Annotated in this window: 14 protein-coding genes; 5 read left to right on the forward strand and 9 right to left on the reverse strand. The window is 62.8% G+C overall.

From position 1 onward, the window contains the following. Positions 1-83: 83 nt before the first annotated feature. The gene (locus tag DRB19_RS22100) at positions 84-1,085 is read right to left on the reverse strand and encodes a helix-turn-helix transcriptional regulator (RefSeq protein WP_114188193.1); all 1,002 of its coding nucleotides are present in this window, start codon (positions 1,083-1,085) and stop codon (positions 84-86) included. Positions 1,086-1,425: 340 nt separating this feature from the next. Between DRB19_RS22100 and DRB19_RS22105 the strand changes: the two genes are divergently transcribed. Together DRB19_RS22105 and DRB19_RS22110 are read left to right on the forward strand one after the other, a co-directional pair. Continuing rightward, positions 1,426-3,384, forward strand: coding sequence for a TonB-dependent receptor domain-containing protein (locus tag DRB19_RS22105; RefSeq protein WP_162815801.1), 1,959 nt, complete (start codon positions 1,426-1,428; stop codon positions 3,382-3,384). Positions 3,385-3,461: 77 nt separating this feature from the next. Further along, positions 3,462-3,743: a DUF2218 domain-containing protein gene (locus DRB19_RS22110; protein WP_114188195.1), complete on the forward strand. Its 282-nt coding sequence runs from the start codon at positions 3,462-3,464 to the stop codon at positions 3,741-3,743. 6 nt (positions 3,744-3,749) lie between these two features. On the opposite strand, the gene DRB19_RS22115 is transcribed toward DRB19_RS22110, so the two are convergent. After that, a complete protein-coding gene (locus DRB19_RS22115) occupies positions 3,750-4,757 on the reverse strand; it encodes a P1 family peptidase (protein ID WP_114188196.1) in 1,008 nt (335 codons plus the stop codon). A gap of 95 nt (positions 4,758-4,852) precedes the next feature. On the opposite strand from DRB19_RS22115, the gene DRB19_RS22120 reads away from it, so the two are divergent. Together DRB19_RS22120 and DRB19_RS22125 are read left to right on the forward strand one after the other, a co-directional pair. After that, complete coding sequence (locus tag DRB19_RS22120; RefSeq protein WP_114188197.1) at positions 4,853-5,578, forward strand: cytochrome c biogenesis CcdA family protein; 726 nt, start codon at positions 4,853-4,855, stop codon at positions 5,576-5,578. Positions 5,579-5,869: 291 nt separating this feature from the next. After that, on the forward strand, positions 5,870-6,337 hold the full coding sequence (locus tag DRB19_RS22125; RefSeq protein ID WP_114188198.1) for a DUF1203 domain-containing protein: 468 nt from the start codon (positions 5,870-5,872) through the stop codon (positions 6,335-6,337). A gap of 4 nt (positions 6,338-6,341) precedes the next feature. Here DRB19_RS22125 and DRB19_RS22130 read toward each other — a convergent pair whose 3' ends face one another. From DRB19_RS22130 to DRB19_RS22160, 7 genes are all read right to left on the reverse strand, one after another. Then, positions 6,342-6,722, reverse strand: coding sequence for an ACT domain-containing protein (locus DRB19_RS22130; RefSeq protein WP_114188199.1), 381 nt, complete (start codon positions 6,720-6,722; stop codon positions 6,342-6,344). A 290-nt stretch (positions 6,723-7,012) separates the two neighbouring features. Continuing rightward, positions 7,013-8,140 carry a branched-chain amino acid ABC transporter substrate-binding protein gene (locus tag DRB19_RS22135; protein ID WP_170148939.1) on the reverse strand — a complete coding sequence of 376 codons (1,128 nt, stop codon included), beginning with the start codon at positions 8,138-8,140 and terminating at the stop codon, positions 7,013-7,015. Positions 8,141-8,269: 129 nt separating this feature from the next. After that, positions 8,270-8,632, reverse strand: coding sequence for a DUF6867 family protein (locus DRB19_RS22140; protein WP_114188200.1), 363 nt, complete (start codon positions 8,630-8,632; stop codon positions 8,270-8,272). Then, entirely contained in the window at positions 8,632-9,411 is a 780-nt protein-coding gene (locus tag DRB19_RS22145) for an ABC transporter ATP-binding protein (protein ID WP_245439738.1), read from the reverse strand. Before DRB19_RS22145 ends, DRB19_RS22140 begins: the two co-directional genes overlap by 1 nt. Beyond that, on the reverse strand, positions 9,408-10,250 hold the full coding sequence (locus DRB19_RS22150; RefSeq protein WP_114188201.1) for an ABC transporter ATP-binding protein: 843 nt from the start codon (positions 10,248-10,250) through the stop codon (positions 9,408-9,410). Before DRB19_RS22150 ends, DRB19_RS22145 begins: the two co-directional genes overlap by 4 nt. Beyond that, a complete protein-coding gene (livM, locus tag DRB19_RS22155; protein ID WP_114188202.1) occupies positions 10,250-11,671 on the reverse strand; it encodes a high-affinity branched-chain amino acid ABC transporter permease LivM in 1,422 nt (473 codons plus the stop codon). The genes DRB19_RS22150 and livM overlap by 1 nt, the downstream gene beginning before the upstream one ends. Before the next feature lie 13 nt (positions 11,672-11,684). After that, positions 11,685-12,605, reverse strand: a complete 921-nt coding sequence (locus DRB19_RS22160; RefSeq protein WP_114188203.1) for a branched-chain amino acid ABC transporter permease — start codon at positions 12,603-12,605, stop codon at positions 11,685-11,687. A gap of 278 nt (positions 12,606-12,883) precedes the next feature. Here DRB19_RS22160 and DRB19_RS22165 point away from each other — a divergent pair, with 278 nt between their 5' ends. After that, complete coding sequence (locus DRB19_RS22165; protein ID WP_114188204.1) at positions 12,884-13,414, forward strand: flavin reductase family protein; 531 nt, start codon at positions 12,884-12,886, stop codon at positions 13,412-13,414. Positions 13,415-13,433 lie beyond the last annotated feature (19 nt).

Here is a 13,433-nt window from a genome sequence, read left to right on the forward strand (position 1 = left end):
TCCCGGCCATCCACGTCTTGGAGCCGCAGCGCTGACAAGTCGTGGATCCCCCGGATCAAGTCCGGGATGACGGGCGGTGAAGTCTAACTCCGCATGTTCTTCGGCGAGACGCCGAAGCGGCGCTTGAAGGCCGTGGCGAAATTGGCCGGGTTCGAATAGCCGGCCCGGTAGGCGGCTTCGGCAATGCTAACGCCCTCATGCTCCAGGCTGTGCCGCGCCTCGTCCAGCCTCGCGTTGCGCACGAACTCGAACACGGTCATCCCGTAGGCCGACCGAAAATGCCGCTGAAGCGAGCTGACGCTCATGCCGGCGTCCCGGGCTAGATCCTCGATGGATGATGGGACGTACCCCCTGCTGCCCAGGAGTGCCGCGATGGCCCTGATGCGCTCGTGGTCCCTGGTGCGGATGGTCTCGACGCTCTGCCGACTGTCCGGAGAGAAGATGCGCAAGGCCTCGGCGACGATCTCGATGGATCGGCTTTCGACGTAAAGATTCTGAAGAACGCCGCCGTGGGCGGGAGGATGCAGGATCTGCTCCGCCAGGGAGACGATCCTGGGGGAGGGCTGCCAATCGGCCGATGCCAGATGCGTTCGGCCGAAGGCGCGCAGGGCCGCCCGGTCGAGATTGCTTCCAGCCTCCTCCTCTTCCATCCAGTCCGATGGCAGGGTCACGACAACCTTGCGGATATGCCGGCTCTTTTTGGAGATGCGAGTCAGCAGATCCGGCTCCGCGCAGTTGATGAGCTTTCCGTGCAGCGGGCCGTCCCGCGAACCCGCTTCCCGGCCCAGCGCAAATGTCCTGTCGCCGAGGCGCATGTCCACCGTACCGGTCAGGAACAGGAAGCAGGATAGGCCCGGCTCCTGAAGCACCTGCGTGGTGAGATCGAAGACCTCCCGCGTATCCGAGCAGTGCATGATGAGCCCGGAGCGGAAGCGAACGACGCGGAAATCTCCCCTGACGGCCACATCCTCCGGCGGCAGTTCCTCAGGGGCGAGAATGCGGAAATTCGAACCTGCCCCATCTGCCAGGGCGGTGAGTTTGGCGCGGCTGATCTCGCGCTCGTTGAGTGGACGGGCAGGTAACATGAACGCGATTTAGCATCGGATGCAGCCTCTATCAATATGTCTATAATACTTGTATCAACGTCACCTTTGAATTGTTTCAATAAAATTTAGTATAGACCAATTCTAAAGTGCAAAACTCACGTGGCTTACGTGTAATCGAATCTCTTTGACGTTTGCGCAAACGAATTTTGCTTCTCCGAAAAAGCATTGAAGCTGGCACACGCGTTTGGGCCGCAATAGGTTCCGCTCGCGGTCCGCACCATGCGAGCCAGGAACGCGACTGGGCATGCAAGTGTCCCGGTCGATGCTCCCGAGCGGCGCTGTCCAAACACTCTGCCGACGGCGGATCCGGGGGCTTGGTATGTCGAACAAAAAATTCAATCTTCTCGCTTCAGTCATAGGCCTTCCGCTGCTGCTTCTGCAGATCCAGTCGAGCATGGCGCAGGAAGCCATCGCGCTCGATCCGGTGACCGTGGAGGACGTCAAACGGGACCCGGGTTCGGAACTGGCTGTGACCGCCGAGGAGATCGAGCGCGAGAACCCGCGCGACCTGAAGCAGCTTTTCGCCGACGACCCGGCTATCGCGGTGGCGGGCGGAAGCGTCGCATCGCAGAAATTCTACCTGCACGGAATCGACCAGAGCAAACTCAACGTACAGATCGACGGCGCCCAGCAGAAGAGCAACATGTGGCACCACAACGGCAACATCATCATCAACCCGATGTTCCTGAAGGCGGTGCGGGTGGACTCGGCGATCTCGCTGGCGGATGCGGGGCCAGGAGCTCTCGGCGGAACGGTGAGGTTCGAGACCAAGGACGCGGCCGATCTCATCCTGCCCGGCAGGAGCCTCGGCGGCTTCCTGTCGACCGGGTTCGACACGAACTCCCGGACCATCAACGTGACCGGAGCAGGCTATGGCCGGTCCAACGGGTTCGAGGTCCTGCGCATTCTGATGAAGGAGGAGGGGCAGGACTACCGGAACGGCGCCGGCAGGACCGAGCCCGGCACGGCAGCGGATCTGGTGAGCGGCCTCGGCAAGCTCGCTTACGAGTCTCCCGAGGGGCACCGCTTCCAGGTCTCGCAGGAATACGTGCAGGACGAAGGCTTCCGCAGGCTGCGGGCCAATCTCGGCTTCCTCAACCCGGCCTTCAACTACAATGAAGCGCGCCGGTTCACGACCACCTTCAAGTACACGATGACCAAGCCGACGGATTATTATGATCCGGAAGTGCTGTTCTACTACAACCAGAACAACCTCGACCGACCGGGCGGTTTCTACGGACGTCCCTCGGGCGATTTCAACGCCAGCATCAAGAGCACGGGCGGCAAGGTGCAGAACACCTTCGGGCTCTCCATCGGCAGCATCACGGCGGGCATCGACTTCAACAACGACCGGTCTTACGTCGAGCGCTTCTACTTCTCGTCCGACGTGCGTGAGGAAGCCACCAATGTGGGCGCCTACGTGCAGGCAAGGCTTGAGCCCGTGAAATCCTTACGCATCTCCACCGGCCTTCGCGCCGACCATCAATGGTACGACGCGGTGGACGGGCAGAGCTTCGCCAACGGGGGACTGAGCCCCAACGTCTCGGCCGAGTACTTCCTCACCGATCATTTCAGCCTGTTCGGCGGCTACAGCTATAATTTCGGCGGCATCGAGCTTGCGGAAGCGGCGCTCTTCCACGCCCGCGACTATCTCTATGCGGCGAACCTCTCGCCGACCACGGCGCATAACTTCAGGTCCCGCGCGCGCCTTCTGGCCTATGAGGGCCTGTCGGCGGAAGCTGCCTATTTCCACACGCTGATGTTCAACCCCGTGGCCTACGACTTCGCGGCTGGAGCCCGCATCAACGGCGACAATCTCAGAAGCCAGGGCGTCGATTTCGCTCTCCGCTACGATTGGGAGAATGCTTTCATCGGCGCCAAGTTCAGCCATGCGGATGTGCGCTACGGCAATCGCATCGCGCTTCCCGGCGACTACAATAACGGCATTGCGGTGGGCGACCTGTTCACCCTGTCGGGGGCTTATACCTGGACCCAGTACGGGCTGACCCTGGGCGCTTCGGCGGAGTTCGCCCTCGGGGTGGACGATCCGGCTCTGCGTGCCGAAGGGTTCCAGCCGATCGAGGGATACAAGGTTGTCAACGCCTTCCTGGAATGGAAGCCTGCCCAGATCCTTGAGAACATGACCCTGCGGGCGGATGTGCGCAACATCTTCGACGAGGATTACTACAGCCGCGCAACTTATGCCCAGACGGACATCATCAACCCGGTCCTGTCTCCCGGGCGGTCTTATTACCTGTCGGCGAATCTGAAGTTCTGACAGGCCAACAAACACCGCATTCGTCGAGGGCCGGCCTAGCGCTGGCTCTCGAGCTATCTTTGAAGGAGGTAAGGCCAATGGTGCAGTCTCAAGCCCAGGTCGAGACCCAAAATGCGAGCCGGTATCTCGTCCAGCTCTGCAAGCACTTTGCTCATAAAATTTCGGTCGAGTACGACACCCGGAAGGGCAGGGCCGAGTTCCCGTTCGGGCTGTGCATGATGGAGGCCGAGGACGACAGGCTCATCCTTCGCTGCGAGGGAGCGGACGAGGCTGCCCTCGACCGGGTGCAGGATGTTCTCCAGAGGCACTTGGAAGGATTTGCGTTCCGTGAAAATCCCACGATCGAGTGGAAGCGCTGACCCGGGTTAGGGCCGCTCGCGTCGCCTGAAGCGGTCGCGCCAGGCCGGCTGCGCTGACGCAAAGGGCAGGGCGGTTGCCTCGAAAACGCCCCGGGCGATGGCCCGGGTCAGGCAATCGGCCACGACGGCGGTGATGTGGGTGAAGTCCTCCTCCGCCTGAAGGGCTTTGCGCCCGGTGGCGGCGGCGAAAACCGTGTCGCCGTCGTAGAGCGCATGGGAGAAGCGCAGGCCCCGGGCGATGCCCGCATGGGACGAGACGGCGAGGCGCTTGGCTTGGGCCTTGGTCAGCACTGCATCCGTCGCCACCAGGGCGATCGTGGTGGCGGGTTGCGGACCGCCTTTCCAGATCAACTCCCGCTGCGTGGGACCCACCGTCTCCGGGTGCCCGTACCCGCCGAACTCGTCGTTTTCCTCAAACGCCCCAGACCAGAAATGAGGTCCGTCGCCGATAACGGCGGACGCGACGCTGTTCACGATCACCAGCGCCCCGACCACATGGCCGGAGGACGTGACGGCGCTGGCCGAGCCGAGGCCGCCTTTCAGGTTCACGGTCGTCGCCCCGAAGCCGCCGCCGGCGGTGCCGAGCTCGAAGTCGGGACCCGCCGTGCGGGCGGCCTCGTAGCCCAGTTCGCGGTAAGGTGGATAGCGGCCCCAATTCTTGTCGCCGCCGTTGAGCATGTCGAAGCTGACCGCTTGAGGCAAGAGGGGGATCCGCACGTCCCTTATGGCAAGGCCGGTGCCTTGTTCCCGAAGATAGGCCTGTACCCCGCTTGCGGCATCGAGCCCATAGGCCGAACCGCCGGATAGGGCGATCCCGTGGATGCCCTGCACCATCTTGTCCGGCTCCAGCATGTCGGTCTCGCGGGTGCCGGGCGCGCCTCCGAACACCGCGCAGGAGGCAATGGCCGGCTCGTCGAAGAGGGTCACGGTCACGCCGGAGGCGAGCTTTGCGTCATGGGCATTGCCCACACGCAGGCCTTCGACATCGGTGATGAGATTGCGAGATTGGATCATGGGTTCGAGGCAACCCGAAAACGACCAGCTTCACAAGCCGGAGAGTGAGACGGCCCTTACCTTTCTTGTGAGGCCGGGAGAGGTTAGAAGACCTTATGCTCAGCGTCTCCCTCCCGGCCGCCATGCTCGGTGGCCTCATCAGTTTCCTTAGCCCCTGCGTCCTGCCGCTGGTGCCCCCCTATCTCTCCTTCCTGGCGGGCACTACCTTCGACCGGCTCAACGCGGGCGACGGTGCCGTTCGCCAGCGGGCGCTCCTGGCGGCGCTCCTGTTCGTGGCGGGCTTCTCGACGGTGTTCGTCCTGCTGGGCGCTACCGCTTCGGCCTTGGGCCAAGTGATCCGGCAATATCTCGACGTCCTGAGCACCGTGGCCGGCGTTGCCATCATCATCATGGGCCTGCACTTTCTCGGAGTGTTCCGGATCGGGCTGCTCTACCGGGAGGCCCGGTTCAACCTGGACAAGCCGGTTGGCCTCTGGGGCGCTTACGTGATGGGTCTTGCCTTCGCGTTCGGCTGGACGCCCTGCATCGGCCCGGTGCTCGCGGCCATCCTGGCGGTAGCGGGCTCCGAGGCGAGTGTGTCTCGCGGGGCGATCCTGCTCGCGGCCTATTCGCTGGGCCTCGGAATCCCGTTCCTGCTCGCAGCCTTTGCCATGAAGCCTTTCGTGGCCGTTCTCAAGCGCATGCGGTCGCGCTTCGGCATGATCGAGAAGGTAATGGGCGTGCTGCTCGTCCTGACAGGCATCGCCTTCCTGACAGGCTGGATCACCAACATGTCGTTCTGGCTACTGGAGACGTTCCCGGCGCTGGGGACGTTGGGGTGAGCACCCTTTCCTCCTCGGTCATTCCGGGGCGCATCTAAGATGCGAGCCTGGAACCTAAACACAGCGCTGTGAGGAAGAAGCGCAGCCCGTCCCGCTTTATCCTGAGCCGCTAGCGACTATGGGTTTCCCCGCTTCGCGTGCCCCTTCGGGTCAGGCTCAGCTTCGCCGCCCCGGAGTGACCAGAGGAGCATGGATCGCTAACGTGATCTTCGACATGGTTTGCCACAGAAATCGGGTCGCTTCGGACCATTCAGCAAACGATCCTGACGGTCCCATTATAGGAGACCGTTCATGCCGTTTTCCATTCGTGGCCTTGAGGCCAGGGCTTTTTCTGATCTGTTTCGTCTGACCGACAACGAACTTGCGGCCCTAGGCGCTCGGCGAGTTCTTGCCGACGAGGCTGACGCTTTCCCGTGCCGTGTGTCTCTGAAACGGGTGTCGATTGGGTCGGAACTCCTGCTTCTCAACCACGCCCACCAGCAGACGACGACTTCGCCGTACCGGGCGAGCGGGCCGATCTATGTGAGCCGCAACGCCGACACGGGATATTACCGTGGCGAGTTGCCGCCCATCCTACGGGACCGGCTCCTGTCCCTCCGGGCCTACGATGCTGATGCAATCATGGTCGACGCGGAAGTCGCGGAGGGTGAGCAGGTTCTTGACCTGGTTGAGCGCTTTCTCGCCAATGCGAACGTGGCCCATGTGGATGCCCACTTCGCCAGGCGCGGCTGTTTCGCCGCCCGGATTGAGAGGGATTAGCCGATCAGAGCGACACGACATGTCCGGCCGCCCGTAGGGCCTCGACGGTTGGGTCGAGATCCTCGACCTTCACCAGAACGTAGTCGGTGCTGAAGGTTGAGGTGGCGAAAATGCCGATCCCAGCCCTGGCTAAGGGCGCGAGGACCGAAGCGAGGATTCCCGGCACGCTGAAATCGAAGCTCTGCTCGATGCGAAAGCAGCGCCAGCCAGCATCGACTTCCGCGTGCGACGGCGCCTGATCGAGAGAGCAGACGAGGGTCGTTTCATCCGGCGCTTGAACCAGAAGCGAGAAGGAAACCGGGGGTAGGGGCGCAACCGGCTCGCCCGGCGGGAGGCGGCAGATGGCGTAGGCTTCGCTCAACAGGGACAGGTTCAAGGATCTCATGATCGCTCGCTTCACTTGGGCCGCTTGACGGTTATCGCCGCTCAACCTTTATCGCTGAAGAGCGAGACGTCTCGAAGGAGAGGGCGTCTCCAGAGAACACTGGATCCTCCTTTGAGACGCAGCCTCACGGATGCTCCTCAGGATAAGGTCGGAGGACCATGGGCAAGCCTCTCACGATGAGGTCGGAGGTATGATCGCGCTCTCAGAGCGAGGGCAGGGGCGCATCTATTGAAAAACCCGCCCTGTCACCAGGGCGGGTTTCTTTGAGACGTGGCTTTCAGGCCAGTCGATTACATGGCGAGCTCGTTGCCCGAGTAGTCGATCTTGCCGTCGGCGCCCTTCTTCCAGACGTACATGACGTAGTCCGGACGGGTGATGTCGCCCTTCTTGTCGAAGGTGATGTCGCCGATGACGGTCTTGAAGGGCTTGCCGGCCTTCATGACGTCAGCGACCTTCTTGCCGTCGGTGCTGTTGGCCTGCTTCGCGGCTTCGGCCAGGATCTGGGTCGCGGCGTAGCTGTACAGGGTGTAGGCTTCCGGCTCGAAGTTCTTGGCCTTGAACTTGGCGACCACATCCTTCGCGTTCGGGTTCTTGCGCGGATCCGGCGAGAAGGTCATGAGGGTGCCTTCGGCGCCCGGGCCGGCGATCGAGGTGAACTCGGCCGACACGATGCCGTCACCCGACATGAGCGGGGCGGCGAGGCCCTGGTCGCGCATCTGGCGGATGATGAGGCCGGCTTCCGTGTGGAGGCCGCCGAAATACACCACGTCGACGCCAGCCTGCTTCAGCTTGGACACGAGAGCCGAGTAGTCCTTCTCGCCCGGGTTGACGCCTTCATAGACGACTTCCTTGAGGCCCTTGGAGTTCATGGTCTTCTGGGTCTCGTCGGCGAGGCCCTTGCCATAGGGGGTCTTGTCGTGGATGACCGCGACCTTCTTGCCCTTGAACTTGTCGGCGAGATAGCTGCCGGCAACGAGGCCCTGCTGGTCGTCGCGACCGCAGGTGCGGAAGGTGTTCCACATGCCGCGCTCGGTGAATTGCGGGTTCGTGGAGGCCGGGGAGACCTGAACGATGCCGGCTTCCTCATAGACCTGCGAGGCCGGGATCGACACGCCGGAGTTGAAGTGGCCGACCACGAACTTCACGCCTTCGGCCGCGAACTTGTTGGCCACCGAAACGCCCTGCTTGGGGTCGGACACGTCGTCGCCGACGACGATCTGCAGCTTCTGGCCGTTGATGCCGCCAGCCGCGTTGATGTCTTCAACGGCCTGCTCGACGCCATTCTTGAGCTGCGCGCCGAAAGCGGCGTTCGGGCCCGTCACGGGACCGGCCACGCCGATCTTGATCTGCGCGTTGGCCGCGCCGGAGAAGGCGAGGCCAAGACCGAGTGCTACGCCGGTCAACAGCAACTTTTTCATGAGGTCACTCCTCTGGGGTGGTTTTATTGGCCCCTCTTCCTCAGGGGCCGGGTTGAGCAGGTTATAACCCGCCATCCGCGTGACATCATGCCTCTTTTTAGGCGGAAGTCACGCTGGAATTTATCCGTCTTAGCCGTTCGTATGAGAGGACTTTTCCTTCCAGCCGAACGGCCCGGTGCGCTCATAGAGCCAGCGGTACTGCGACGTCATCTGACGGGCGCGGTAATAGCGGAATCCGAGGGTGCCGATGATCAGGATCACGATCGTGTCGATGACGTAATAGTGGATCGACAGGAGGGTCCCCCCGAACAGGGCGAAATGGATGAAGCGCACCGCAGCGCCGAGGATCAGCAGATAGAGGATCAGGTTCCAGTAGGCCCGCCAGGTGATGGCGATGGCCCGGCCGGTCATCCAGGCGGCCCAACCGCCCATAACCACGGTGACGAACAGAAAGAGCCAAACCGACGGCTCTTCGTAGAGAACGCCCTGCATCAGTGGCCTCCCTCGAGATAGGCGGCTCGGACCTGGGGATTTTCGAGCAATTCCTTGCCTGTTCCGCTCAAAGTGATGTTGCCCGTCACCATCACATAGCCGCGATGGGCCAGCTTGAGGGAGTGATAGGCGTTCTGCTCGACGAGGAAGACCGTCATGCCGTCCTTCTCGTTCAGTTCCTTGATGATCGAGAAGATCTGCTTCACGATCAGGGGCGCAAGGCCGAGCGACGGCTCATCCAGCAGGAGGAGCTTCGGCCGGCTCATGAGCGCGCGGGCAATGGCCAGCATCTGCTGCTCGCCGCCCGACAGGGTGCCGCCGCGCTGCTGCAGACGCTCCTTGAGGCGCGGAAAGAGGGTGCAGACTCGCTCCAGATCTTGATCAAAATGGGCCATGCCGTTGATGGACGCCCCCATCTGGAGGTTTTCGAACACCGACATGCGCGGGAAGATGCGCCGCCCCTCCGGGGATTGGGCGATCGACATGCGGGCGATCTCGTGAGTGGGCATCCGGGTGATGTCCTGCCCCGCATAGGTGATCGTGCCCTCGCGTGCCCTCGGGTTGCCGAAGATCGTCATCATCAGGGTCGACTTGCCGGCGCCGTTGGCGCCGATCAAGGTGACGATCTCGCCTTCATGGACATCCATGTCCACGCCCTTGAGGGCGATGATGTTGCCGTAATAGGTCTTCACGCCGCGCACGCCTAGAAGCGGCTGGCGGGCCGTGGAAAGTGCCGTCGGGCTCGACGGCACGGGTGTGTTCGTTGCCGCGATGCTCATACGCCGACCTCCGCTTCGACCTTCTCGACTTCGTCGTCGGCGACGCCCAGATAGGCGGCGATGACCTTCGGATCGTCCCGCACCTCGGACGGCGTGCCGTCGGAGATCTTAGTGCCGTAGTCGAGCACCACCACGTGATCCGAGATTTCCATCACGACCGACATGTCGTGTTCGATCAGAAGGATCGAGGTGCCGTGATCGTTGCGCACGGACAGCAGGAGCTGGTTCAGCTCCAGGGACTCGCGCGGGTTGAGGCCAGCGGCCGGCTCGTCGAGGCAGAGCAGGAGAGGGTCCGTGCACATGGCGCGGGCGATCTCAAGGCGACGCTGATCGCCATAGGGAAGGTCGCCGGCCGGATCGTCCGCCCGGTGCGTGAGGCGGGTCTTCTCCAGCCAGAACTTCGCCTTCTCGATGGCTTCCTTCTCGGCCCTGCGGTAGCTGCCCGCGCCGAGGATGCCCAGGAGCGTGAAGCCCGATGAGATCATCAGCGGGTTGTGCTGCGCCACCAGCAGGTTCTCGAGCACGGTCATGCCGGAGAACAGGCGGATGTTCTGGAAGGTGCGGGCGACTTTGGCCTTCCAGTTGATGTCGTAGCCCGGCAGCCGCTCCAGGAGGAGCTGCGATCCGTCGGGCTTGCGAAGGGCGATCATACCCTCCGTGGGCTTATAGAAGCCCGTGATGCAGTTGAAGACCGTGGTCTTGCCCGCGCCGTTCGGCCCGATGAGCGCGGTGATGTCGCCGCGCCCGGCCGTGAAGGAGAGGTCGTTGATCGCCACAAGGCCGCCGAAGCGCATCGTGAGATGCTGTACGTCGAGGATGGGATCCTGCTGCCAGCGCATTAGCCGTGTCCTTCCTTCACGAGGGAGCCGGAAATCGCCTTGCGCTCCTTCAAGATCACCGAGGGCTCGCGCTCCGAGATCAGACCGCGCGGACGCCATACCATCATGGCCACCATACCGATCCCGAACAGCAGGAGACGGTATTCGTTGGGGTCGAAGCCCGTCCCGAAAACCGACTGCAGGAAGTTCAGGTTGCGGAGGATTTCCGGGCCGCCGACCAGCACGATGGCCGCGATGGCGACGCCGATCTGGGATCCCATGCCGCCCATCACCACGATCGCCAGGATGATGGCCGATTCCAGGAAGTTGAAGCTTTCCGGAGAGACGAAGCCCTGGCGGACCGCGAAGAACGAACCCGCGAAGCCGCCGAACATGGCTCCGATAGCGAACGCGGTCAGCTTGGTGTTGGTGGTGTTGATGCCGAGCGACCGGCACGCGATCTCGTCCTCGCGCAGGGCCTCCCAGGCGCGTCCCACGGGCAGCTTGCGCAACCGCATGGTGACGAAGTTGGTCAGAAGCGCGAGGGCCAGGATGAGATAGTACAGGAAGATCATCCTGTGCATGCCGTTGAACTCGAGCCCGAAGGTGCTCGCGAAGCCGCCTTCGCCGGCCGTGAACGGCAGGCCGAAGAAGGTTGCGCGCGGGATCGACGAGATGCCGGCGCCGCCATTGGTCAGGTCCGTCCAGTTGATCAGGACGAGGCGGACGATCTCGCCGAAGGCCAGCGTCACGATGGCGAGGTAGTCGCCCCGCAGGCGCAGCACCGGAAAGCCCAGGATCATGCCCCACAAGGCCGCCAGGATGCCGGCTAGCGGCAGGCAGATCCAGAACGACAGGCCGAAAGTGGTGGAGAGCAGGGCGTAGGAATACGCGCCGACCGCGTAGAACGCCACGTAGCCGAGATCGAGGAGGCCGGCCAAGCCCACCACGATGTTCAGGCCCCATCCGAGCATCACGTAGGTGAGGATCAGGATGCCGAGGTCGACCCAGTAGCGGGATTCGTTCAGGCCGCCCTGGATCAGATAGATCAGGATCGGGAACGTGAGGGCGATCCCGAGGAAGAACGGGATGCCGAAGCGGGAGGCCTTCTGGTAGGCGCTGGGCTCCGCGTGAACGGCTTCCGTCGCCTGATGCGGGCTGGGCAGGGACTTGCGGTAGGCCCGCGTCGCCGTGAAGGCGTGCAGCACGAGCCGCAGGCCGAACACGATGGCGCAGATGATGGCAACCAATCCCCAGCGCGGGTTCAGGAACAGGTCCGCCCCGCTCTGATTCGTCTTGTAGGACAGGATCGGGATGGAGAGGCCCAGAGTGATCAGAGCGGTCTTGGCGGCATCCTTGAGGGCGGCGGCCAGGTCGAAATGACCTTCCGCCGCGGAGGTTTTGCCTGTGTTCGCCGCGGTCGTAATCGCAGGAGCATTCATGGGTTAAGGCTCCTTAAACCTTCTCGACCTCAGGCCGCCCGAGAATACCGGACGGCATGAAGATCAGAACGATGGCGAGGATCGAGAAGGCCGCCACGTCCTTGTACTCGATCGAAAAATAAGCCGACCAGAACGTCTCGATGAGGCCGATGATCAGGCCGCCGATCACGGCGCCCGGCAACGAGCCAATGCCGCCCAGGACCGCCGCCGTGAAGGCCTTCACGCCGGGCACGAACCCGTCATTGAAGCTCACCACGCCATAATACAGCAGGTACATGGTTCCGGCGACCGCGGCCAAGGCCGCGCCGATCACGAAGGTGAGGGAGATGGTCCGGTCCACGTTGATGCCAAGCAGCGCCGCCATCTTGCGGTCCTGCTCGCAGGCGCGCTGGGCGCGGCCGAGCGAGGTCTTCTGGACGAGGTACCAGAAGACGGTCAGGAGAACCGCCGTCACCACCATGATGATGATCTGCTTGTACGAGAGGGCGACGTTGTAGCCGCTCGCTCCCTGGAACAGGACGATCACGTCGCCCACCATGGGGGGCGTCGGCTTGTTGCGCGCTCCTTGAGCCACCTGGACGAAGTTCGACAGGAAGATCGAGACCCCGATGGCCGAGATCAGCGGCGCCAAGCGGAAGGACCCGCGCAGGGGCCGATAGGCGATGCGCTCGATTGCCCAGCCCCACAAGGACGTGAGGATCATCGCGATGATGAGAACGATGAACAGCGCCAGCACGATGGACGAGATCCCGAGCCAGGTGGTCAGGATCAAGAAGAATATGAGCGCGATGAAAGCTGAGAGCATGAAGACGTCGCCATGGGCGAAGTTCACCATGCCGATGATGCCGAACACCATCGTATAACCAATAGCGATGAGGCCGTAGATCGACCCCAGCGTCAGCCCGTTGATGAGCTGCTGCACAAAAATTTCCATGTCCTACCCTTGCCCCCTCTGGATGGGGGTCGTTCTTGGGAAACGCCATAGCAAAGCACGATGTGGGATCAAGGCCAAGCCGGACGTAAGGAGAGCTGTCTCTAGCAAACCGGATTCAGTTCGACAACGATCTGTTAAGTTTCGTATCAGCCAAATTGATACAACTAGAGTCTAAACTTACGTCAAAGCGAGCTTTCAAAATAGGCATGGCCTGCCATATGGCCCGTAATGGTCTTGTGCTCCTCCGGAAAGGGTGGAAGAGGCTTCCTCGGACAAAGATGTTGAAGACGCAGCCCTTCCCAGAACCGGTCACCGGCCCCGATGGTCTCGACCCCGCCCTCTTCCGGGAGGGCATGAGCCGGGTCGCCGCCGCCGTGCACGTGGTCACCACCGACGGGCCGGAGGGTCGCGCCGGCTTTACGGCGACGGCTGTCGCGCCCGTCACGGACAGCCCAGCAGCCCTTCTGGTCTGCGTCAATACGTCAAGCCGGTCAGCCGAGGCCCTGCTGGCGAACGGGGTGTTCTGCGTGAACGCGCTTGGGGCCGGCGATGCCGCGCTTGCGGACATCTTCGCCGGGCGGACTGGCCTGTTCGGTCAGGATCGCTTCTCGGCTGGGCGCTGGGGGACCCTCGCAACCGGGTCCCCGTTCCTGACGACTGGCCTCGTGGCGTTCGACTGCCGCCTGAGCGATGCGCGGGTCGTCGCCACCCACCATGTGATCATCGGCGAGATCGCCGCCATCCGCATCGGGGAGAAAAGCCCTGCGCTGATCTACCAGGACCGGCGCTACCGGGAGCTCAAGGCCTAGAGCGGAGCGGGAAAACGCC

Origin of the sequence: Microvirga aerophila (assembly GCF_003332305.1) — a bacterium.
GTDB classification, from domain to species: domain Bacteria; phylum Pseudomonadota; class Alphaproteobacteria; order Rhizobiales; family Beijerinckiaceae; genus Microvirga; species Microvirga aerophila.